Here is a 22,778-nt window from a genome sequence, read left to right on the forward strand (position 1 = left end):
GCTGGTAGAGATGCCGTCTGAGACGATACCCGGATAGGCATTGATGAAACAGCTCGATATTGGCGTGGTCGGGGCCGGGCCGGCAGGATTGGCCGCGGCGTTGTTTCTTTCGCGGGCCGGTCATCGGGTTGAAATTCTCGAACGCTTTGAGACCGCTGCCCCCGTCGGTTCCGGCCTTTTGATGCAGCCGACAGGGCTGACTGTTCTCGCCACTCTTGGCCTGTTTGATACCATCCAGTCACTCGGTAACCGGATCGACCGGCTGCACGGCGCCGACGCGATCAGCGGGCGGACGGTTCTGGACGTGCGCTATGATGCGACACCGGGAGGGCGCTATGGCCTTGCGGTGCAGCGGACGGCTCTGTTCAATACGTTGCATGATGCGGTGGTGACCAATGGCATCATCACGCGCACGGCAACCCATATCACTGCGACCGAACAGCGTGCCGATCGCGTGATATTGCAGGATGCGGCGCGACGGGCGGCGGGCGATTACGATCTGGTCATCGATGCCAGCGGCGCGCGTTCGATGCTGGCTGCCGGTTCGACCTCGGCGCCAGCCATTCGCGACCTCACCTATGGCGCCTTCTGGGCGACGCTGGATGGAGCGGGCGCGGTCTATGACCGCACCGCGCTGTCGCAACGTTACGACCAGGCCAGGGTGATGATCGGCCTATTGCCGGCAGGCCGCGCGACGGTCGGTGATCCGGATAAGGTGGCGTTCTTCTGGAGCCTGAAGATCGCCGATGTCGAGGCGGTCAAGGCCGGCGGGCTCAATCGTTGGAAGACGGTAATTCGCGACTATTGGCCGGAATGCCAGCCGTTTCTCGACCAGATCCATGATTGGGACCAGCTGACGCTGGCACGGTATGCTCATCGGACCGCACTGCCGCCCTATAGCGGCAATGTCGTCTTCATTGGTGACAGTGCTCATTCGACCAGCCCGCAACTGGGACAGGGCGCAAACATGGCTCTGCTTGATGCTGCAGCGCTCAGCCACGCGCTGGCCAGTTCCGTCGATATTCCCTCTGCGTTGACGGCCTATGCGCGTGCCCGGCGTAATCATGTGCGGCTGTTCCAGATGCTCTCGTTGGCCTTCACGCCCTTTTACCAGTCGGATTCAGCCGCGATTGCCTGGGTGCGCGACCGGCTCGTCTCGACCATTGCCAAGCTGCCGCCGATGCCCGGGCTTTTGGCCGCGATCGTTGCGGGCACCGTGATCGATCCGTTCAAATCCGCCGGTTTAACGGAATACGACTGGCTTTCCCTGCCGTATCACGCTGGCGGTGTCACGCCGGCAGTTGCCGCCGTCAGATCCAGCGCCCAGGTCTGACCGTTCAAATCCTTGCCGAACGAATGGTGCGCCTCTTCCTTCTCCAGTGTGAACCCGGCAGCGACATAGATGCGACGCGCAGCGCTCAGGATATCGTTGGTCCAGAGTTCCAGACGCCGGTAGCCACAGTCTCTAGCAAAACCGATGCATTCGTTGACCAGCTTTGAACCGAGACCATGTCCACGCGCTGCCGAATCGACGTGCAGAAGGCGAAGCTTAGCCGTGTCTTCGGTGCTGCCTTTGACCAGAAAAATGCTGCCCAGGAACGTACCGTTGCGTTCGGCGATCCAGCAACGTTCGCGGGCGGGGTCGAAATTGCGGATGAAGGCGGCGCAGATTTCCGCGACCAGCGCCTCATACTCACCGTTCCACCCATAGGTTTCGGCATAGGCCTTTGCCTGGCTGGAGATCACCATGCCCATGTCGCCGATCTGATGCGGCCGAATGGTGACGGGGGCAGGAGTGTCGCCGGAAAGCAGGGTCTGTACAGATGCCATGGCCGCGCCCAGGTCCCGGCGGCCATTTTCGGTAATCGGTTCCAGAAGGGCGACGATGCGCTGGCGCGAGCGCTGTGCCAGATCGGTGGCAACACCCCGACCGCGCAGGGTCAATTGCAGCAGGCGGCCGCGGCCGTCCGAGGGGTCCCTGGTGATTTCGAGCAAGCCGGCATCGCTGAAGGATTTCAGCATGCGGCTCAGATAGGCCGGATCGAGCAAAAGCTCCTCCGTCAGCCGGGATGCAGATGTGGTGCCGTGCGCTGCCAGTTCGTAGATGACGCGTGCTTCAGTCAGCGTATAGGGCGTCTCCATGAAGGCGCGGTCGAGAACGCCGATTCGGTTGGTATAAAACCGGTTGAAGGCGCGAATCTGCTCGATCTCGTCATCGCCGATGTCGGCAAAGGCTGGGTGTGATGGTGCGGGGTGTGACATGGCATTCTCCTTGGGATGCCATGATCGCAATTTAATTGACTGAGTCAAGTATTTTCGAGTGGACCTCAGGCGGCCCGTTTGCCGCTTTGCGAAACGCCTTCAAATGCGAATTCGACGGCCGCTTCCGCATGGATCGCAGTGGAATCGAAGCCCGGCAGTGGCAGGTTCTTCGGATCGAGGATCAGGCAGATTTCGGTACAACCAAGAATGATGGCATCGGCGCCATCGCTTTTTGCCCGTTCGATCACGGCCATCAGTGCCTGCCGCGAACTGTCGAGAACCGAGCCTGCGCACAGTTCGTTGAAGATGATGTCGTGGACGAGCGTCCGATCTTCGGCATTCGGAACCATGATATCCAGACCGTCTGCGGCCATACGGCTGGTATAGAAGCCGTGTTCCATCGTGTAGCGCGTGGCAAGCAGCAGCGGCCGTTTGATGCCGGCGGCCTTCATCGATGCAGCCGTTTCGTCGATGATGTTGATCAGCGGTACCGTAATCGACGCCTGAACCTGATCAGCGATCAGGTGCATGGTGTTGGTGCAGATCAGCACGCAAGACGCGCCCGCCGCTTCCAGGCCCTGAGCCACTTCTGAGAGATGTTTGGCAGCATCGTCCCAGCGGCCGTCCTTCTGCATGTCAACAATGGTCTGGAAATCGACCGAATGCAGCAGGACCTCGGCAGAATGCAGACCACCCAGCCGTTCGCGCACGACCTCGTTGATCATCCGGTAATAGACGGCCGAGCTTTCAAAGCTCATTCCACCGATGAGGCCGATCTTGCGCATGATGCCGTTCCCTGTGTTTGTTGATGCCGTGATTGTCGCCGATGCGGCGCCGAAAGAGTTCGCTTTGTTGAATGATATCCTGATGTTTTGCGCGTATTTTTTGCACGCGTTATATTCTTGACGCAAATATTTCTTGAGTGTGCCGTTGAGATGAGGAGAACAGGGCGTGCTGGACGAAAGGGACCGGAAGATTCTGTTTTTGCTGCAGGAGGATGCCAGCTTGTCGGTAAGTGATCTCGCTGACAAGGTCAGTCTGTCGATCTCCGCCTGTTCGCGCCGCATACAGCGGCTGGAAGAGACCGGTTACGTGGCGCGCCGCATCGCGGTTCTCGACCGCGATAAAATGGGCGTGCCGACCACCGTTTATGCCTTGATCAAGACGGCACATCATTCCGACGACTGGATCGACACCTTCCGCAGGGTGATCGCCGATATTCCCGAGATCGTCGAGGCGCACCGGCTGACGGGCAATTACGATTATATTCTCAAGGTCGTGCTGCCGCGTGTCGAGCACTATGACGTCATCTATAAGCAGATCGTCCGCAAGGTCGAACTGTTCGACGTCTCGGCGTCGATCTCGATGGAAATCCTCAAAAGCGGCATGCCCGTACCGGTGGACTATGCGCGGTAAATGAGGACTGTGAACGGGGGTTACCGTACGCAGGGGTGCCATGCCGAAAGCGCAGTTGTGTATCAGGTGCGGGAGCGTAGAAATTGTGCCCGAAACAGGAGATACGATCATGCCGCATGAAAACCTGCACCATGTCGTTGTCGTCGGCGGCGGGTTTGGCGGCCTGCAACTGGTCAAGGACCTGAGGGGCGCGTCCGTCAGGATCACCCTGATCGACCGGCGCAATCATCATCTCTTCCAGCCGCTGCTCTATCAAGTGGCGACGACCCTTCTGGCGACATCGGAAATTGCCTGGCCGATCCGGCGGGTGTTTCGCGACCGGCCGGAGGTCACCACGCTCCTGGCTGAGGTTGACGGTGTTGACCCGGCAGCGAAGACGCTGGCGCTACGGGGTGGTGAGACTATTTCCTATGATACGCTGGTCCTGGCGACGGGGGCGACGCATGCCTATTTCGGCCGGGACGAGTGGGAACCGGTCGCGCCGGGGCTGAAGACACTTGAAGATGCCACCACCATCCGCCGCCGCTTGCTGCTGGCCTTCGAACAGGCCGAGATGGAGACCGATCCTGACGCACAGGCCGCACTGTTGACCTTTACCATTGTCGGTGCCGGTCCCACCGGTGTCGAACTTGCGGGGATCATTGCCGAGTTGGCGCATGCCACCCTGCCCAAGGAATTTCGCAACATCGATACGCGCAAAACCCGTGTCATTCTGGTCGAGGCAGGGCCGCGGGTGCTAGCGGGCTTTGCCGAGGAACTGTCTGCCTATGCGCAGACTGCACTCGAAAAACTTGGTGTCGAGGTTCACATCGGCGAGCGCGTGACGGATTGCACGGCGCAAGGCGTGATGATCGGCGAACGTTTCATCGGTAGCCGGACAATCGTCTGGGCGGCTGGGGTTCAGGCCTCGCCGGCCGCTGAATGGCTTGGCATCGCCGCCGACAGGGCAGGCCGCGCCATTGTCGGCAAGGATTTGAGCGCGCCGGGCATTCCTGATGTCTTCGTCGTCGGCGATACCGCTTCCGTCATTCAGGATGATGGCAAGCCGGTGCCGGGCATCGCGCCTGCCGCGAAGCAGCAGGGTGCCTATGTGGCAAAGGTCATCAGGGCGCGGCTGGCGCAGAAACCGGTGCTGCCTCCGTTCCGATACCGCCATCAGGGTAGCCTTGCGACCATTGGGCGCCGGTCGGCGATCATCGATTTTGGCCGGTTCAAGCTGAAAGGGGCCTTGGCATGGTGGATCTGGGGGATCGCCCATATCTACTTCCTGATCGGCACGCGCAGCCGCTTCGTCGTCGCCTGGAGTTGGCTGTGGATCTATCTGAGCGGTCAGCACACGGCGCGGCTGATCACCCAAAAGGAAACGCTGCAGCCTGCTTCGCCGGATGGTGGCAAAGCCGGATAAACCTGATCCGGATATGTAACCGTGCTTCTTACGGCCATCCGGTGATGGACGGCCGCAAGCAATCGGCCATTACGGAATAATCCTTTGTGCCCGCATCTCGCGAAACACCGACAGGAACATCTCGTCGGTTTGCACATAGTCATGAAACCCCAGCCGCCGTGCCTTGGTGCCGTCGGCGAAGAAATCATAGTTCCAGCTGAACACCGCATCGCCGAACCCCCAGGAGGAGACGGCCTCGTAGGGATGATCGGCGAGCCCGTATTTCTCCTTCATTCTCGACCAGAGTTCTGCCTTGTCGGCCATCACGACATTGAGCGACATCGGCAGTGGCGCTGCCGTCTCCATCTCAAAGAACCGGGCGATCTTTGGCCACATCTCGTTCCAGCGGAACAGGTCGCCATTGGTGATGTTGAAGGCCTGGTTGGCGCATTGCTGATTGGTGGCGGCCCAGACCGTTGCCCTCGCCAGAAGGCCGGCGTCGGTCATTTCCAGCAGCGTATCGTATGCGCCGGGTTTGCCGGGAAAGCGCAAGGGAAGCCCGAGTTCCTTCGACATCGACGCATAGAGACCGATGACCATAGCGAGATTCATCGGATTACCGGTGGCAACGCCGATGACGACCGAAGGCCGCAACGCCGACCAGGTCCAGGATTTGCCCTGTTGTTGCTTCTGCAGAAAAGCCTGCTGGTCCATGTTGAATTCGGGCGGCATATGATTGTCTTCATCCTCGCGCGCTGGTGTCTTGAAGGGGCCGAGATGGGCGCCATAGACCTTGTAGCCCTGCATCAGGCTGACATGGGCAAGGTTTGGCGCCACCTTCTCGACGGCGGTGACGACGTTGACCAGCATGGCGAGATTAGGCCCCACCAGTTCTGCCCAGGTCGGGCGGTCCTGATAGGCGGCGTAGAAAATGTGAGTCACTTCTGAGAGATCGGCGAGTTTGTTGAAGCAATCTGCCGGGTCGAGCAGATCGACGGAAATATGCCGGATCTTGCCCGTCGAGGTGCCGCCGCGCCGGGAAAGGCCGACAACGGACCAGTCTTCCAATGTTTCCAGATGGCGGGCGAGATTGCAGCCGATGACGCCCTGGGCGCCGACGATAAGGGCGGTTTTGTGCTGGTTCATGGCAGTCTCCTGATGTGTATGTGCATCAGATATGGACGCATATCGATTTGAGAACTAGACAACGATAAGGCACAGGATTTGTGAGGTGAGGGCACAATGGCGCGGCTGGATATCAATCGCTCCGGCGAGATGGAAGTGTTTGTTCGGGTGGTCGATCTCGGCGGCTTTTCAGCTGCTGCACGCGATTTTGCCATGACGCCTTCGGCGGTGAGCAAGCTGGTGACCCGACTGGAAAACCGGCTGAACGCGCGGCTGGTCAACCGCTCGACCCGCAAGCTGCAACTGACGCCGGAAGGTTGCCGATACTACGAGCACGGGGTGCGGGTGCTGGCCGATCTCGATGAGGCAGAGCGCACTGTGGCGGCTGGTGACAGCCCGAGCGGCCGCATTCGCGTCAGCACCAATGTCCCGTTTGGCCGCCATCTGCTGTTGCCGGTCCTGCCTGATTTTTTGGCGCAGTTTCCGGATGTGTCATTCGACCTGGTGTTGACCGATCATGTCGTCGATCTCATGGAGGATCGCACCGATGTCGCCATCCGGGCGGGGCCGCTGAAGAGTTCGGCGCTAATGGCGCGAAAACTGGGTACGGTGAAATTGCACATCGCCGCCGCACCCGCTTATCTCGCGCGCAAGGGCATGCCAAGCCATCCGGATGATCTGGCGGTGCACGACGTGCTTGGCCCCAACTATGTCCGCGCCAGCGGCGGCTGGCCATTTTCCGTTGACGGTGCCGATCTGACGGTTAAGCCGGCCGGCAGCATCCAGGTAAGCGACGGTGAAGCGTTGCGGGAATTGGCGCTGGCCGGTGCAGGATTGGCGCGGCTCGCCGGTTTTCAGGTACGGGACGATTTCAGCCGCGGTGCGCTGGTTCCGGTGCTGGAGAGTTACACGTCCTCAGACAGCGAGGAGGTTCACGCGATTTTTCTCGGTCAGGGCGGTCATATGCCGGCGCGAGTGCGAGTGTTTCTCGATTTTCTCGCCGAGCGGTGCCGTGTGGGCTGAGTTTTAGGGAACGCTGTCGCTTGCAAGGCCGGTGCTACGGTCGAGACGGCAAGGGCGGCGGCCGTTGCGATGACGTCAAAGCGCATGGTGTCATCTTCTGCCGCCGATCAATTGTTGATGCTGATCACCGCCCAGTGAGATGAGCTGCAATCGCTGTTTTCACAGACATTGCTCATCCAGACTGCGCCATTCGCCAGCATGACGCCGTCGCTGTTGACGAAAAGCTGGCTGTAAGTCTGGCCTGCAACGGCGTCGCGCGTATCCTGTGTCACCAGCGCGTCGAAATTCTCGATGAAATCGTCGGCGTTCTGGATCTCGTAGCTTTCGCCATTCGCCGCCACTCGCAGCGGATACTCGGCAAGCCCGGCGATCGTTGCCGCATCGCTGTTGCCCATCGCTTCCACCAGGCTGAGCAACGGCTCGTTCAGATCTCCGGCATCGCCATGCAGGGATTCAATCCGGTTGTAGACGTCTTCATCGGACTGTGCGGCGGCAGTGATTGGGAAAAAGGCAAGGGCGGACGACAGGAGCAAGGCGGCAATATGCAGGCGGGGCATGAAAACTCCGGGATATAGGGTGTCTGAAGCCGCACACTAACCGACCATATGTTGAAACGGAACGGGATCGGATTGCGTGGAGGTGTCCATTTTTGGTGCTGGTGTCCGTTATTATCTCAACGTTTGACGGGGCATCGATATTCGCGAGGTGCAAGGTTTGTTTTCGGGTATCTCCGAGTGTCGAAATCTCTTTCCTGTGGGCTTGACCGGCTCCCGGCTTTGCGGCATAAGCGGCGAACCGTACCGTACGGTACTATTAATGGAGAGATTTCTTGCAGCTTGCCGCCCACCCACACCAGCCGGATTATTCTCCGCGCCAGAACGACGTTCTGGACAGCGCGTTGCGTCTGCTGGTCGATGGTGGCGAAAAGGCGCTGACGACGGCGGGAGTAGCACGCGCCGCCAACTGCTCGAAGGAAAGCCTCTACAAATGGTTTGGCGATCGCGATGGGCTTTTGTCGGCAATGATCGGCTTTCAGGCAAGCAAGGTCCGTACGTTCGATGACACCGCCGAAACACTGACGGCAGCGACGCTGCAGGAGCATCTGGTGCTGTTTGCCCGCGATCTACTGGAGGTTCTGGCTGGGGATGTGTCGCTGGCGCTGAATCGGCTGGCGATCGGGCAGGCGAGCCGCGATGGCTCCAAGCTCGGCTCCATGCTGCAGGAGCGCGGCCGCCGCCAGATCGGCAAACGGGCCGGCGCGCTGTTGGAAGCGGGGCGTGATGCCGGGCTTGTGGTGTTCGGCGACCGCGACGACGCCTATGATACGCTGTACGGCCTGATCGTCTCCGACCTGCATCTGCGCATGCTGCTCGGTGAAGACAGCGGCCGCATGGCCAAGGATTTCGGCCGCAGGGCAGAGAAGGCAGTGTCTGCCTTCCTTCGCCTCTACGGCAGTGAAAAGAGTTCGGCGTAGCCTCAAGGGCAGTCGGAAGAGTTTTAGAAGACAAGCAAAGGGAAGGAAATTACAATGCGCGTCTATTATGATCGTGATGCTGATCTCAACCTCATCAAGTCCAAGAACGTCGTTATCGTCGGTTACGGTAGCCAAGGCCGCGCTCACGCGCTGAACCTGAAGGATTCGGGCGCCAACAACGTCGTCATCGCACTGAAGGCCGGTTCGCCGACGATCAAGAAGGCCGAAGCCGATGGCTTCAAGGTCATGACCGTTGCCGAAGCCGCTAAGTGGGGCGACCTGTTGATGATGGCAACCCCGGACGAACTCCAGGCCGACATCTACAAGGCCGACATCGCCGGCAACATCCGTGACGGCGCTGCCATCGCGTTTGCTCACGGCCTCAACGTTCATTTCGGCCTGATCGAGCCGAAGGATACGCTCGACGTCGTCATGATCGCGCCGAAGGGCCCTGGCCACACGGTTCGCGGCGAATACCAGAAGGGCGGCGGCGTTCCTTGCCTGGTTGCCGTTGAGAAGAACGCATCCGGTAACGCGCTTGACCTCGCTCTCTCCTACGCCTGCGGCGTTGGCGGCGGCCGTTCGGGCATCATCGAGACCAACTTCAAGGAAGAGTGCGAAACCGACCTCTTCGGCGAACAGGTCGTTCTCTGCGGCGGTCTCGTCGAGCTGATCCGCGCCGGTTTCGAAACGCTGGTCGAAGGCGGCTATGCGCCGGAAATGGCTTACTTCGAGTGCCTGCACGAAGTGAAGCTGATCGTCGACCTGATTTATGAAGGCGGCATCGCCAACATGAACTACTCGATCTCCAACACGGCCGAGTGGGGCGAATACGTCTCGGGTCCGCGCATCATCACAGCTGAAACAAAGGCTGAAATGAAGCGCGTCCTCACCGACATCCAGACCGGCAAGTTCACCTCCGACTGGATGCAGGAATACCGTTCAGGTGCCGCCCGCTTCAAGGGTATCCGCCGCATGAACGACAACCACCAGATCGAAGAAGTCGGCGCCAAGCTGCGCGGCATGATGCCGTGGATCGGCAAGAACAAGCTGGTCGACAAGGCTAAGAACTAATATTTGCTGCGGAGCAAAATTAGCACATTGCACTTGCGTAATACTGACGAGGCCGGGACATTTCTCCCGGCCTTTTTCGTGTCCGCAAGTAATATTTGGAACATTGTCGCTTTTGGGGTATTCTATTCGCCAGGAGGATACTGCGATGACAACGTTCTTCTATCATTTCGCCATGTTCGATGTTTTCATCTTGGGTGCCATCGTGTTGCTCGTTGGGTTGAGCATGTTTGGACATCACGAAGCCTGACCGCTTCACTCGGACACGCTCTGGTCCGGATGGGCACATTGATAGCGGTAGAATCGATCGCGGCAACAAACGCGCCAGACGATCAGAGTGCGATGTGCTTTGGGTTGCGCCACTTGCAATGGGGGCATCCGCCGCATTTCTCCGGTTTTTCAACGTCTTTCCAAGACAGCGCTTTTGAGCAGAAAGTGCATCTTCTCATCAAAGTATAGGTCAGCATTATTGACTTAATAAGCTTGGCATGATGTGCTCCGTAAAAAGCATAATCTGAGGAAACTTCCATGCTCGATTGGGAAAATATCTTCGCGACGCGGTCTTCACGGATGCGCGCCTCGGAAATCCGCGAACTGTTGAAACTGCTGGACCGGCCGGACATCATCTCCTTTGCCGGTGGTATTCCGGATCCGGCGCTGTTTCCGGATGAAGAATTCAAGGCCGCCTATGCCGAAATCTTCGGCGGACCGACGGTCAGTGCAGCGTTGCAATATTCGGTCAGCGAAGGTTATCTGCCGCTGCGTCAATGGCTCGCGGGCCGCATGGCCGCCATCGGCATTCCCTGCGAGCCGGAAAACATCCTGATCACCTCGGGCTCACAGCAGGCGCTCGATTATCTCGGAAAGCTGTTCCTGTCGCCCAACGATACGGCGCTGGTTACCTGGCCGACCTATCTTGGCGCGTTGCAGGCATTCAATGCCTATGAGCCGTCCTACGACCAACTGTCGCCAGCCGGCAACCGTACGCCGCAGGCCTACCGCGATGTCGCCGCGCAAGCGGGTGGACGGGTAAAATTCGCCTATATGTCTGCCGAATTTGCCAATCCGACCGGAGAAACGCTCGATCTGGCTGCACGTGAAAAGGTTCTCGATCTCGCTGAGGAACTCGACATTGCCGTGATCGAGGACGCTGCCTATCAGTCGCTGCGTTACGATGGCGAAGCTGTTCCGCCGATGCTGGCGTTGGAAATCGCCCGCAAGGGTTCGATCAACGAGACCCGGACGATCTATTGCGGCAGCTTCTCCAAGACGTTGGCACCCGGCCTGCGCGTCGGTTTCGTGGTTGCGGCCATGCCGATCATCCGCAAGCTGGTGCTGATGAAGCAGGCTGCCGACCTGCATTCCTCGACCATCAACCAGATGGCCATCTGCCACGTTGCCGAACGCGGTTTCGATGCACAGGTCAACAAGATCCGTGCCGTTTACAGCAAGCGACGCGACGCGATGCTGGCAGCACTCGCAAAATACATGCCGAAGGGCGTCAGCTGGACGGTCCCGGAAGGCGGCATGTTCGTCTGGCTGACCTTGCCCACCGGCATGGATGGAGCCGATCTTCTGGCAAAATCGCTGGTTTCGGCAAAGGTCGCCTTCGTGCCCGGTAAGGCGTTTTTTGCCGATGGCTCTGGCGCCAACACCCTTCGCGTCAGCTTCTCCTGCGCCGACGAGGCGATGATCAAGGAGGGGATTTCCCGCCTCGGTAGCCTGATCGGCGAAGAAGCCGCAGTGCTTGCCGCCTAATTATGAGAAGCTCTGCTGCGGGTTTGAGGCAGAGATAGAGATCGTGCGATAAAGAGCAGTTGCGTGGCTGTTTTAAGCTGCGTGGCTGTTCTAAATGCCGGGTTGGATACCCCACAATTTGTCGCGCAAGTCACGATCGGACAAAATTGCGTCGTTCAACCGGTCGAGACCCACTTGGCCGACAAGTGTTTTACGGCCTGACAAAAGCGAGACACCGAGCCCCGCACTTCCATTCGGCAGTGTGTAGCCGAGAGCCTCCAGGAGGGTCGGGTAAGCATCGACCATTGTCGCAGCAGTTGCATTCAAACTCGGGGTGATCCCATCCTTGAGGATGATGAAGGTGTTTCGGCGCTCCTTACTCTTCAATTGACGGAAGATTTCGTTGCGCATGGCAAGGTGGTCGCTCTGGACAACGACAACGGTGTTCTCAAGCAGGCCAGCCTTGGCCGCTTTGTCGATAAAAGCTTCGGTGAGCTTGTTTGTGCAGTAGAACGCCTGCAGTGTTTGATTTGGAAGCGACATGACGTCAGCATCGGCGAGGCAACTGCGCGAGATGTAGCCTTTGGGGCTATGCCCTCCAATTGTCGTCACCGTTAAACCAAAGGGTTTTTTTCCGCTGGAAAGAGTCGTGATTTCCTTGAATGCGGCATCGAACAAATCCTCGTCGTCGATTCCCCAAGGATTGATTCGCATTCCGAACGTGGTGACTGGTGTTGGGTAATGTGCGCCAATTTCTCCATATCCAAGACCCTTGTGATAATTGTGTGCAGCCACAAATCCATCGGTGCCTGCGAACTCCAGCATTGCGCCTTTCATGAACGTCAGCGCGTAGCCATCGCGCGCTAGAATATCGCTGAGGCACACGGCCTCTGGAAGCAGGGCGTTGACATGACCAAAGTCATTGCGGTCGATCGTGCCCAGACCAAGCAGAGGCGTGCCGCAGTAACTGGCGACATGACCGGCTAGCGTCCAGTTTGTTTTTTCCGATTCAGTGATACCGGTGGCGGAGAACCCAAGGGCTTCCAAACGTTTCAAAGGCGTCGACGTCTTTCCAAAAAGGCTTTCATCCCAAAGGGTTCTTTCAGTACTTTCAAGATAAATATGGATGAGATTTGGTTGCCGGCCTTGCGGCTTGATTGCCATTGATGGTTCGCTGAAATGGTGTATCAGGCTCAACTGATCTGACGCGTACGCGCGCATCAGATAGTTGCCAATGCCAATGCCAAAGGTAAAGGGATTGAATACAAGAAGCGGAACAGCAATCAGACCACCAAACATCTGCATTCGACGATGACCACGCGCGGCCTGCCGCCAGCAAACATAAATCAGGGCGAACGGGAGCATTTCTAGCAGAATCTGGAAAGCGACCGAAATCATGACGCCTTTTGATTCCATCTCATATTGAAAGTGAAACAGAATGGGTGCGGGGGAGAAGTGGCCGAAAATCTGGATGAAAACGCACCAGATCATCAGCATCGCCACCGGGATAAGTGGAAGCCACCATCCTATGGTCGGATGTCCGTTTGCAAATCGGCGGCCAAAGCCCAGCGCTAGCAGGATCAGAAATAGAGGTGGGAACCCGTAAAAGATAAGATTCGGGTCTTCATCAACAACCTTCAAGGCGATGTTCAAGACGGCAATTGTAAAAATTGCCGCCCAGATCATCCAATAGGAACGGGTAGGCTCGGATCGATCTGATCCCCACAGCTTGAGCATTATGAAATTTTCCGCAATCTCAGATGGTCTTTATGTTGCGGGAATGTATGTGGTGATTACTAACGATAGGTTGAAATTTCAACCGGAAATATTTCGTTGAGCGGAGAGGTGGTAGAATGTAACAGCCCAGGCTGCTCTGGCGCAGGATACGGCAGGCGTGATGTTCGGCCTGCCCTAACGCCGCATTGGAGTCGGCCCGGTTTCTCCTGATGCTGATAAGCCCACACTGGATGAGAAAGCCGTCGATATACCAGTCCTTTCGTCGCTAGTCCGCCGATACTTAGTCTCCATCTGCGAGGCAGGCGATCGCCGCCTCGTAGATCACGTCCGGCAAAACTTCGAATGTATAGGGCATGTGGACGCGCTCCCATTTCTGATGGTAGTCGCGTCCCCATGGCCCGATATTGACCACCGGGTAGGACAGAAGCCCGTCCGGTGCCTTGTCGGTGAACGCCGAGCAGGGGGTGTTGCCAGACAGAAGCTCAGTCTGTCCAGCCGCCGGACGGTGGCCGAAGAAGCTCATGTCCGAGATGCCGGCGAAGAACTGTTTGGCTTTGATGCTTGTCCCATGCCGGTTCGCGCAGGTTTCGGCGGCGGCCATGATGTTTCGTTCGAAGATTGTTCCCTGATCCCCGGCACTGTCCAGATGCACGCGCGGATAGTGCAGAGTCGAGAACCCGACAATAACCAGCGGTCCTTCGAGACCGGCTTCCGTCAGCGTCGCTGCGACGATCTGACGGGTGATCGAGAGCGGGTCTTCACCACTCGCCAGGGATTGATCGAGCGCCTTCAGACGGCTGGCGGCAGCCTCTCCGCCGTGGGAGACCGCGAGTTCGTATAGCTCGGCGTAAGTAAGGATCTGTCCCTCATGTCTTTCCGCGCGGCCTGAGCCTTGACGCTCGAAGAAGGCCTTAGCATTCCTTTCCTGAGCATCGAGCGCTGTGCGCATGGCGGATGCGGCAAGCACTTGGAATTCGGACAGAACATCTTCCGGTGTGCGTCGGTGTGTCAGCCAGTTGAACGACAGCCAGACATGGGCCGGTGTCGTCACTTCATAACCGTGGCGCACGTCCTTTGCCTCGAGGCAAACCGGCGCCGGTGAAATTTCGCCATGCGCCTCGTCACAAAGGGTGCTGTTGGTTTCCATGGCTCGCATGATCTCGGCGCTGATCAGATGGGCGCTGACGCCATCGAAGGCATAACCGGCATGGGTGGGGCGGCCGGCGACGAAGGCAAAAGGCGAGAATTTACCGACCGAGCCGAGATAGACGGCGCGGCCTTCTTCGCCATCACCGTCATCGCCGCTGGCATCCAGATTGATGCCGCCGATAATGTCGATGTCGAATTTTTCCGCGATCGCGGGCAGGGCGTCACGCAAGGCCCGCATGCCGCGCGAACGGTTCTCTTCATCCGGCGTCGCAACGAACAGCAGATTGCCGGGCGCGTCAGCCAGTTCGACAAAACGCTCCAATGCGGCGATGCCGGCGGCAAGGCCGCTCTTCATGTCGAGCAAGCCACGGCCAGCCAGGAAGTCGCCGCTCACGAGATCGGTCAATGCCTTGTCTTCAGCCGGATTGCGGGTTTTGGCCGTCAGTTCGTCGATCAATGCCTTTGTCAGCGCCTCTGGCTCACAGGCAAGCGATACCAGCGAACTGTAGTTGGCAATCGATACGGTATCGAAATGGCCTGCGAGAACCAGGCAGCGCCGGCCCTTGCCACGCACCAGCGCCAGCACGTTTTGCCGGGCGGGAGTGCCGTGGCTGTCGAGCGCCAGCAGGTTTTCCGGGTTCTGGCGGAAATAGGGTGTAGCGCCAAACAGCGCCATCAAGCGGCCCGAGAACGCGGCTTCGCCATCGCTTTCCGTGACGCTCGGCCACCGGGTCATTTCGATGGAAAGCTCGCCGGTCCGTGACAGGCTGTTGCGGAGAGGTGAGCGGTCGGCAGACGGCATTTCGGGCGATCCTCTAGCGATTCGAATAGACCCCGGCGAAGAGGTTGACGAACTCTAGCGGGCGGCTCGATGAAGCGAAATGGCAAGATTATGGAAATTTGCTTGATATTTTTGACGAAATGACAGGATATGTTGGCATAATGATCAATGGATTGATGTCATGGACAGTACCGACCGCCGTTTGCTGGCGATCCTCAGAACCGACGGCCGGGCCTCGATCTCGAAACTGGCCGAGCTGTTGAAAATATCACGCGGCACGGTGCAGAACCGCATCGACCGGTTGACTGCCGAGGGCGTCATCGCCGGCTTCACCGTGCGGATCGCCGCAGCCGAGGACCCGCACGCGGTCCGCGCCGTCATGCTGATCGAGATCACCGGCCAGAAAACCGTTTCGGTGGTCAAGACGTTGCGCGGTATCGCGGAAATTCGTGCCTTGCATACGACCAACGGTGCCTGGGATCTGGTTGCCGAAATCGAAACGGAGAACCTTGCCGAATTCGATCGCGTCCTGCGCCATGTCCGGGCGCTGGAGGGGGTGTCCAAGTCGGAAACCAGCCTGTTGCTGACAACGATTTGAGGCTGGGCCCTCCTATGCGTATGGCCCCAGCAGCGACAGGTCGGCTTCTCCCAATCTGTCCTTGGCGGTGCGGACTTGATGCCAGTAGGGATAGAGAACCGGCGGCGCGCTGACCTTGTCGAGACGTTCGCGCTCCTCGGCGGTCAGGACAAGTTCGGCGCTGGCAAGATTATCCTTGAACTGTGCTTCAGTCCGGCCACCGATGATGACGGAGGTAACGCCCTTGCGGCCAATCAGCCAGGCGAGCGCCACCTGAGCACCCGAGACATTGCGGCTTTCGGCTATATCGACGAGAACATCGACGATATTCCACAGGCGGTCCTCGTCACGGATCGGCGGTTCGTCCCAGCCGGCCAGTTGGCGCGAGCCTTCCGCTGTCTTGTCGCGCCGGTGCTTGCCGGAGAGCAGGCCGCCAGCCAGCGGGCTCCAGACAAGCACCCCAAGGCCTTGATCGATCGAGATCGGCAAAAGCTCATATTCGGCGTCGCGCGATTCCAGCGTGTAGTGGATCTGCTGACTGACGAAACGCTGGCGGTGGTCTGCCGCACTGACGCCAAGCGCCTTCATGATATGCCAGCCCGAGAAATTCGAGCAGCCGATATAGCGGACCTTGCCCTGGCGCACGAGCATATCGAGCGCGTCCATGGTTTCTTCCAACGGGGTCTGACCATCCCATTCATGCAGCTGGTAAAGGTCGATCACATCGGTCTTCAGGCGCTTCAAGCTCGCTTCGCAGGCGCGAACGAGATGATGGCGCGAAGAGCCCGCATCGTTCGGGCCGTCGCCCATCGGGAAACGGGCCTTGGTTGCGATCAGCACACCGTCCTTGCGATTTGCGCCCAGAATCTCGCCAATGATTTCCTCCGAAACACCTTGCGAATAGACGTCGGCGGTATCGATCAGATTGACGCCGGCATCCAGAGACATATCGACAAGTTTCCTGGCCTCATTGACACCAAGATCACCGACGGTCTTGGCCCAGCCCTTGCCGCCGAAGGTCATGGTGCCGACGGTCAGCGTCGAGACCTTGAGGCCGGATCGGCCAAGAAGACGATATTCCATGATGATTTCCCGATTTGTTTGGCGTGCGGAGCGTCAGCTAAGCTAGCGGCTGGCCATCAAAAAGAAAGGGGCGGCCGGACGGCCACCCCTTGATTTTGCGGACTTGGTTCAATCCCTTGCTAGCACGATGATGCGGTCGGCGGCGGTATAGAGCAGCTTTTCCGATTTGGGCGGATTGACGGTCACACCGCCCAAACGGCGCTGATCGGCATCACCTTCCCGCTGGCGGCGATAGCCGATCGCGATCTCGCCGCGCCGCAGGGCGGCAAGGCAAATGGTGTAAAAGGTGATGGGTTCGCCGATGGCGACATAGTCGCTGACCGGGCGCATGTAGATTTCCGACCCGTCCTCATCAAGAAGCTCGTCGAAAATCGCAGCCATGCGTTCGTTTTCGGAAGCCTGCGCCAGCATCAGGCTGACCAGCTTGTTGCTGACGACGAAATCGTCGGCGCGGGTGACTTCGGCCAGTTCCCGGTTGCGCACGTCAGTCATCTCGCTGACGACGCTGATGTGGCGGCCGGCGTGTTCGGCGATCTTGCGCAACTGCAGCAGCGTCACCAAAGTGCGGGTATCGGCCGGCTGCGGCGCCATGTGATCGCTGTAACCGAGAACGAGGACGTGATCGTAGCTTGGAATATCCAGCGCATCGAGTTCGGTGCGGTTGCTGGTGTCGATGACGCGGTAGTCGACCGACATGTTGCCGTTTGCTACCCGAAGTGCGGCGATTTCCTTCTCAAGCTCCGGCGTGTCCGCTGCAATCGTCAATAGTGAGTCGGGCGCGACGTAGCGCGAAAGTTCGAACGAGATGATCGGGCCGCGACGATTCCAGCCGAGAAGCAGGGTTCGTTCCGGGCCTTGTTCGCGCATTTCCGCCGGAAGGATGGCATCTTTTTCGATATGGATTTCGCTGCCCCCGAATTTGATCGCGGCATCGTCCTCGGCGATGATGACGGCGCTTTCGCCGGGCTTGAAGATACGGCCGGGCGGCGGGTTGAGATGCACCTTGCCGTCCTCGTCGCACAGACCGATCAGCGACGATGTCTCGTAGGCCATGACAGCGGCAGCAAAACTCTTGCCGGTGATATCCGGTTGTTCCAGCGTATAGATCTCGCAGCCGTCGAAATCGAGAAGCTCGGAATAGACCGCGCTCAAGCCCGACTGGCGGCTGGAATGCACGACAATGCGGGAAATCAGATCATCGGCCAGAATGAGCTGCAGCTCGTTGCCACCGACGATGCGGGCAACTTCGGCGTTCTTGCTGTCGCGGATTTCCGCCGCGATCTGGTAGGGCTTGGCACGGCGATTGGGGGCGTTCACCAGTGCCAGCACGCTCTTGATCACTTGCGAGTCCGGATCGTCGCCTTCGGGCGACAGGACGATCACGGAACGCGAGGTTTCCGGATTGACGATGTTCAGGTCGTAGAGATCAGTCGGGTCGCCGCTACGGCAGATGATCTTGGTGTTCTTGAGGTTGGCCACTTTGGTGGCGATCTCGTCCTCCATCTCCACCTTGTCCTTGTGGGCCATGATGACGATGCGCGGCTTCTTTCGACTGGTATTGGCGATGACCAATTCGGAAATCACGTCGAAGATCGATGGCGACCAGTTCAGAATGATCGTGTGATCGTTTTCCAGCACCTGCGAGCGGCCCTTGCGTAGGTCGTCCAGCTTGTTTTCAAGGCCCGAACTCAAAACGCCGATCAAGGCCGAGAACACGAAAATGCCGGCGATGGTGACGAAAAGCGAGACGCCGCGAAAGCTCCAGCCGAGATCGCCGCCCATCGTGCCGGCATCCATGGTGCGCATCAGCGATTCCCAGGCGCCTTCGATGAAACTGACTGGCTGACCGCCCTCCGGGGCAATCTGGGTGAGCGCCAGGAACGCACCGGCGATGATGATGACGACCAGCGATATGATTGCCAGCCAGCCGATCAGCGCGATCGACCCGCCGGCCATGCTCTTATCGAACTCATAGCGCAGCCGCGCGCCCCATGACGTTGTCTTGCTCATAATTTCCCCTTAGCCCCGCCATATGCGCTTCGAGCGGATCGCAGATATTTCTAATATATTCAACAGCTTTAGACGGCCGGGTGCCAATGCACCCAGTAATGTTCATCTGGCAATCCGGCTATCTATCGACATCACGCTTGGGGTCGGCTGTTTATTCTCCGCCCGCTGCGCCGGAAGTGTCATATGGCTGTCAATTGCCGCAACTATCCATCACCCCATCTGTTCACTTGGGATTAAGACGATGAAGACGTTGCTCGGTGCGTTCACTGCACTTGTTGCCGCCAGCCTGATTGCCGTTTCGGCCCATGCCGAAAATCTGGTGCTCTACACCAGCCAGCCGAACGAAGACGCCCAGGCGACAGTCGATGCCTTCAAGGCCGCCAATCCTGGCGTTGACGTCGAGTGGGTGCGCGATGGCACGACCAAGATCATGGCCAAGCTGATGGCCGAGATCGAAGCCGGCAATCCTGTTGCCGACGTGCTTCTGATTGCCGACACCGTGACGCTGCAGCGGATGAAGGAAGCCGGCCAGCTCCTGAACTACAAGTCACCGGAAGCTGCCAATTATGACACGGCGCTCTACGATGCCGATGGCGCCTATTACTCGACCAAGATGATCACCACCGGTATCATCTATAACACGTCGGCATCGATGAAGCCGGCCGGCTGGAAGGATCTTACCAAGCCAGAGGCCAAGGGCCTGATGACGATGCCGAGCCCGCTGACCTCGGGGGCTGCCCTGATCCATGCGCAGACGCTGACGGGTATCGATGGTTTCGGCTGGGACTATTACAAGTCTCTTGCCGAAAACGGCGCCACCGCTTCGGGCGGCAATGGCGGTGTGCTGAAGGCCGTCGCCACCGGCGAGAAGGCCTATGGCATGGTTGTCGATTTCATGGCCATCCGCGAAAAGGCCAAGGGCGCACCGGTCGAGTTCGTCTTCCCGGCTGAGGGCGTCAGTGCCGTGACCGAACCGGTCGCGATCCTGAAGACCGCCAAGAATGCCGATACGGCCAAGAAATTCGTCGATTTCCTCCTGTCTGAACCCGGCCAGCAGGTTTCCGTCAAGCTCGGCTACATCCCGGCCCGCAACGGTGTAGCGCTCCCGGAAGGCTTTCCGGCCCGTGACAGCATCAAGGTACTGCCGATCGATGCGGCTGCCGCCGTCAAGAATTCCGACGGCGATCTGAAGACGTTCTCCGGTATCTTCGGGACCAACTGATCAATTCTCATGCCCAGATCGTCCGCCAATCGAAGCAGCCAGCCAGCCTGGCTGCTTCCTTTCGTCATCATTGCCGTCTGCCTGTTGAGCGGGCTGCCGCTTGCACGGCTGCTTTATGCCGGTTTGCGGTTTTCGATCGAGGGGAAGGCCACCGGCCTCTTTTCCGAGCCTTCGACCTGGTTTGCCATTCGCAACACGCTAACGACCGCGACCGGGGGCATGCTGATTGCCGTTCTGCTCGGCGCCACTTTTGCGTTTATCGTCACACTTACCGATATCCGCGCAAAGGGTTTCTTCAGCTTTGCCTTCGTGCTGCCGATGATGATCCCGCCGCAGGTAACGGCGCTCGCCTGGGTGCAGATGTCAGGTCCGGCCAGTCCGCTCTTGAAGACACTCGGCATTGCGCCGCCGCTCGGCAGCCCGCAACCGCTTTACTCGCTTGGTGGTATCGCGCTGCTTTTGGGTGTCCAGCATGCGCCGCTGGTGTTTCTCGCTTTGAAGGCGGGACTTGCTGCCTTGCCGCGCGATGGCGTCGAGGCGGCACGCCTGGCCGGTGCCTCGCCGATGCGGGTGTTTCACGACATCATCTTTCCACTGGCGGTACCCGGCTTGATTGCGGGTGCGGCGATTGCCTTCGTTTCCGGCGTCGGCAATTTCGGCATTCCGGCCATTCTTGGAATTCCCGCATCGATTTTCGTCCTGCCGACGTTGATCTATAGCCGCCTTTCGAGTTTCGGGGCAGGCACGTTTGCCGAAATGTCGCAACTCTCCATGGTGATCGCCGTCATCGCCGGGCTTGGCCTCGTTGTCCAGCAACGGGCGCTGAGGGGCAGGGATTACCGCATCATCGGTCTTTCCGGCGAGAACGCTGCCTTTTCGTTCGGCCTCTGGCGCGTTGTTGCTGAAGCCGGATTTTCGGTCGTCCTGTTCGTTGTTCTCGTGGCGCCGGTCGCAGCACTGGTCGCCAGTTCGCTGGTGCCTGCCTATGGCGTGCCGTTGAATTTTCAGACCATGTCGCTCCATGCCTATAGCGAAATCCTGTTTCGTCAGTCGGTTACGCTGACAGCGTTTGCCAATTCGCTGTTCCTGGCCGGGACGACGGCGTGCGGGCTGCTGCTGTTTACTGTTTTAACCGCCTATCTGCTGACCCGCCGTCCGGGAAAACTGGCCGATATCATCACCGGCCTGATCGAAATTCCCTATGCCCTTCCGGGCATCGTTCTCGCCGTCGCCTTCATCCTGTTGTTTGCAGCTCCGCTGCCTTTGGTGAACGTGTCGATCTACGGAACGATCTGGATCATCCTGATCGCTTATTTTTCCAGCTTCTTTGCCGTCAGCTTGAAGCCGGTGGCCAGTGCCTTCCTGCAACTCGATCCGTCGCTGGAAGAGGCGGCCCGGCTTTTCGGCGCAGGCTTTTTCCGCCGCCTGCGCGACATTCTCGTTCCGCTGATTGCACCGGCGGCGGGCGCTTCCGTTATTCTCGTCTTCCTGATTGCCTGCAGCGAATTGACAGTTTCGGCACTGCTCTGGTCGGCGGGCACGCAGACGCTCGGGGTGGCAATCTTCAATCTCGACGACAGTGGCAGCTCCGATCTGGCCTCGGCCCTGTCGGTACTGGTCGTCACCATGGTGGTCATCCTGATGCTGCTTCTGGAACTGCTGGCGAAACACCTTCCGAAGGGCGTGCTGCCATGGCGCAATTGATCCTCAATCACCTCAGCAAGGATTTTGGCACAGGCCGGGCGGCGGTCTCCGATGTGTCCCTGACCGTGCGCGACGGCGGTTTCCTGGCGCTGCTCGGACCATCCGGCTGCGGTAAGACGACGGTGCTTCGCATGATCGCCGGTTTCGAACAACCGACCGATGGTTCGATCGTGCTGGGTGAACGCACGCTGGCGGATGCCAGTGGGGCGTTGCCTCCGGAAAAGCGCAACATGGCGATGGTGTTTCAATCCTATGCGCTCTGGCCGCACATGACTGTGGCGCAGAATGTCGGTTATCCGTTGAAAGTTCGTGGCATCACCGCCGCCACCTGGCAATCCCGCGTCAAGGATGCCCTGTCGGTCGTCCGGCTTGAAGAGTTTGCCGATCGGCGTCCGGCTGATCTTTCCGGCGGCCAGAGACAGCGCGTGGCGCTGGCCCGCTGCCTCGTCACCTCGCCGGACGTGGTGTTGCTGGACGAGCCGCTGGCCAATCTCGATCGTCACCTGAAGGCGGCGATGGAGGAGACCTTCCGCGAATTCCATGCCCGTTCCGGGGCGACGATGATCTACGTCACCCACGATCAGGGTGAGGCGATGGCGCTGGCGACCGACATTGCCGTGATGTCGGAGGGGCGGTTGATGCAGGTCGCGTCGCCGCAGGACATTTATGCCCGGCCGGAAGGAAGGGTCGTCGGCGGCCAAGTCGGGCAGGGGGCCATTCTTGATCTGGCGCTGCCGGATCATGGCCCGCGCCTGCTGTCCTGGTCGGTGATCGAGGTCGCCTTCCACCAGACAGCAGGGCCGAGCCGTCCGGTCCTCGTGCGCCCCGAACACGTCGTGGCCGATCCCGAGGGCGTCATGCTGCAGGTGACATCCTGTGTGTTCGAGGGCGAACGATTTTCTCTGTCGCTACGCACGGCAGGCGGGCAGCATCTCCGCGCCTACTCCCCGCATGCCCTCGACTGCGGTGTGCTGCAGCCGTTCGTCATTCGCCAGGGTTGGATGCTCTGAGGTTTCGGTTGGC

General features: G+C 59.1%; 19 protein-coding genes. 11 read left to right on the forward strand and 8 right to left on the reverse strand.

Annotated elements, in window-relative coordinates:
* Positions 1-43 precede the first annotated feature (43 nt).
* Complete coding sequence (locus ACSQ3J_RS09895; RefSeq protein WP_436039048.1) at positions 44-1,333, forward strand: FAD-dependent oxidoreductase; 1,290 nt, start codon at positions 44-46, stop codon at positions 1,331-1,333.
* On the opposite strand, the gene ACSQ3J_RS09900 is transcribed toward ACSQ3J_RS09895, so the two are convergent.
* Both ACSQ3J_RS09900 and ACSQ3J_RS09905 read right to left on the reverse strand, forming a co-directional pair.
* On the reverse strand, positions 1,276-2,262 hold the full coding sequence (locus tag ACSQ3J_RS09900) for a bifunctional helix-turn-helix transcriptional regulator/GNAT family N-acetyltransferase (RefSeq protein WP_436039049.1): 987 nt from the start codon (positions 2,260-2,262) through the stop codon (positions 1,276-1,278). The genes ACSQ3J_RS09895 and ACSQ3J_RS09900 overlap by 58 nt on opposite strands.
* 65 nt (positions 2,263-2,327) lie before the next feature.
* Positions 2,328-3,047: an aspartate/glutamate racemase family protein gene (locus tag ACSQ3J_RS09905; RefSeq protein WP_436039050.1), complete on the reverse strand. Its 720-nt coding sequence runs from the start codon at positions 3,045-3,047 to the stop codon at positions 2,328-2,330.
* Between the two features lie 166 nt (positions 3,048-3,213).
* On the opposite strand from ACSQ3J_RS09905, the gene ACSQ3J_RS09910 reads away from it, so the two are divergent.
* Together ACSQ3J_RS09910 and ACSQ3J_RS09915 are read left to right on the forward strand one after the other, a co-directional pair.
* The gene (locus tag ACSQ3J_RS09910; protein WP_436039052.1) at positions 3,214-3,678 is read left to right on the forward strand and encodes an Lrp/AsnC family transcriptional regulator; all 465 of its coding nucleotides are present in this window, start codon (positions 3,214-3,216) and stop codon (positions 3,676-3,678) included.
* A 109-nt stretch (positions 3,679-3,787) separates the two neighbouring features.
* On the forward strand, positions 3,788-5,083 hold the full coding sequence (locus ACSQ3J_RS09915; protein WP_436039053.1) for an NAD(P)/FAD-dependent oxidoreductase: 1,296 nt from the start codon (positions 3,788-3,790) through the stop codon (positions 5,081-5,083).
* A gap of 69 nt (positions 5,084-5,152) precedes the next feature.
* Here the strand turns inward: ACSQ3J_RS09915 and ACSQ3J_RS09920 are convergent, their stop codons facing one another.
* The gene (locus tag ACSQ3J_RS09920) at positions 5,153-6,208 is read right to left on the reverse strand and encodes an SDR family oxidoreductase (protein ID WP_436039054.1); all 1,056 of its coding nucleotides are present in this window, start codon (positions 6,206-6,208) and stop codon (positions 5,153-5,155) included.
* Positions 6,209-6,304: 96 nt separating this feature from the next.
* Here ACSQ3J_RS09920 and ACSQ3J_RS09925 point away from each other — a divergent pair, with 96 nt between their 5' ends.
* Positions 6,305-7,210, forward strand: a complete 906-nt coding sequence (locus tag ACSQ3J_RS09925; RefSeq protein ID WP_436039055.1) for a LysR family transcriptional regulator — start codon at positions 6,305-6,307, stop codon at positions 7,208-7,210.
* Between the two features lie 107 nt (positions 7,211-7,317).
* Here the strand turns inward: ACSQ3J_RS09925 and ACSQ3J_RS09930 are convergent, their stop codons facing one another.
* Positions 7,318-7,767 (reverse strand): hypothetical protein, encoded by a 450-nt coding sequence (locus ACSQ3J_RS09930; RefSeq protein WP_436039056.1) that lies wholly within the window; start codon positions 7,765-7,767, stop codon positions 7,318-7,320.
* 272 nt (positions 7,768-8,039) lie between these two features.
* Between ACSQ3J_RS09930 and ACSQ3J_RS09935 the strand changes: the two genes are divergently transcribed.
* The 3 genes from ACSQ3J_RS09935 to ACSQ3J_RS09945 all read left to right on the forward strand — a co-directional run bounded on the left by ACSQ3J_RS09935 (position 8,040) and on the right by ACSQ3J_RS09945 (position 11,513).
* Positions 8,040-8,684: a TetR/AcrR family transcriptional regulator gene (locus tag ACSQ3J_RS09935; protein WP_436039057.1), complete on the forward strand. Its 645-nt coding sequence runs from the start codon at positions 8,040-8,042 to the stop codon at positions 8,682-8,684.
* 54 nt (positions 8,685-8,738) lie between these two features.
* Positions 8,739-9,758 carry a ketol-acid reductoisomerase gene (gene ilvC, locus ACSQ3J_RS09940; protein WP_060506145.1) on the forward strand — a complete coding sequence of 340 codons (1,020 nt, stop codon included), beginning with the start codon at positions 8,739-8,741 and terminating at the stop codon, positions 9,756-9,758.
* Between the two features lie 525 nt (positions 9,759-10,283).
* Entirely contained in the window at positions 10,284-11,513 is a 1,230-nt protein-coding gene (locus ACSQ3J_RS09945; protein ID WP_060506146.1) for a PLP-dependent aminotransferase family protein, read from the forward strand.
* Between the two features lie 90 nt (positions 11,514-11,603).
* Here the strand turns inward: ACSQ3J_RS09945 and ACSQ3J_RS09950 are convergent, their stop codons facing one another.
* Together ACSQ3J_RS09950 and ACSQ3J_RS09955 are read right to left on the reverse strand one after the other, a co-directional pair.
* Positions 11,604-13,229, reverse strand: a complete 1,626-nt coding sequence (locus ACSQ3J_RS09950; protein ID WP_436039058.1) for a sulfatase-like hydrolase/transferase — start codon at positions 13,227-13,229, stop codon at positions 11,604-11,606.
* A 280-nt stretch (positions 13,230-13,509) separates the two neighbouring features.
* The gene (locus ACSQ3J_RS09955) at positions 13,510-15,180 is read right to left on the reverse strand and encodes a M20/M25/M40 family metallo-hydrolase (protein WP_436039059.1); all 1,671 of its coding nucleotides are present in this window, start codon (positions 15,178-15,180) and stop codon (positions 13,510-13,512) included.
* A gap of 160 nt (positions 15,181-15,340) precedes the next feature.
* Between ACSQ3J_RS09955 and ACSQ3J_RS09960 the strand changes: the two genes are divergently transcribed.
* Positions 15,341-15,757: an Lrp/AsnC family transcriptional regulator gene (locus tag ACSQ3J_RS09960; RefSeq protein WP_060506149.1), complete on the forward strand. Its 417-nt coding sequence runs from the start codon at positions 15,341-15,343 to the stop codon at positions 15,755-15,757.
* Between the two features lie 12 nt (positions 15,758-15,769).
* Here ACSQ3J_RS09960 and ACSQ3J_RS09965 read toward each other — a convergent pair whose 3' ends face one another.
* On the reverse strand, positions 15,770-16,819 hold the full coding sequence (locus ACSQ3J_RS09965) for an aldo/keto reductase (protein ID WP_060506150.1): 1,050 nt from the start codon (positions 16,817-16,819) through the stop codon (positions 15,770-15,772).
* Between the two features lie 108 nt (positions 16,820-16,927).
* Positions 16,928-18,829 carry a CASTOR/POLLUX-related putative ion channel gene (locus ACSQ3J_RS09970; protein WP_060506151.1) on the reverse strand — a complete coding sequence of 634 codons (1,902 nt, stop codon included), beginning with the start codon at positions 18,827-18,829 and terminating at the stop codon, positions 16,928-16,930.
* 241 nt (positions 18,830-19,070) lie between these two features.
* On the opposite strand from ACSQ3J_RS09970, the gene ACSQ3J_RS09975 reads away from it, so the two are divergent.
* From ACSQ3J_RS09975 to ACSQ3J_RS09985, 3 genes are read left to right on the forward strand one after another with little or no spacing between them, the layout of a single operon-like run.
* Positions 19,071-20,051 carry an ABC transporter substrate-binding protein gene (locus ACSQ3J_RS09975; RefSeq protein WP_060506152.1) on the forward strand — a complete coding sequence of 327 codons (981 nt, stop codon included), beginning with the start codon at positions 19,071-19,073 and terminating at the stop codon, positions 20,049-20,051.
* Positions 20,052-20,060: 9 nt separating this feature from the next.
* Positions 20,061-21,755: an ABC transporter permease gene (locus tag ACSQ3J_RS09980; RefSeq protein WP_060506153.1), complete on the forward strand. Its 1,695-nt coding sequence runs from the start codon at positions 20,061-20,063 to the stop codon at positions 21,753-21,755.
* Positions 21,743-22,765 (forward strand): ABC transporter ATP-binding protein, encoded by a 1,023-nt coding sequence (locus ACSQ3J_RS09985; RefSeq protein ID WP_060506154.1) that lies wholly within the window; start codon positions 21,743-21,745, stop codon positions 22,763-22,765. Before ACSQ3J_RS09980 ends, ACSQ3J_RS09985 begins: the two co-directional genes overlap by 13 nt.
* The last annotated feature ends 13 nt before the right edge of the window (positions 22,766-22,778 follow it).

Origin of the sequence: Rhizobium sp. LjRoot98, assembly GCF_964252935.1 — a bacterium.
GTDB lineage: Bacteria > Pseudomonadota > Alphaproteobacteria > Rhizobiales > Rhizobiaceae > Pararhizobium.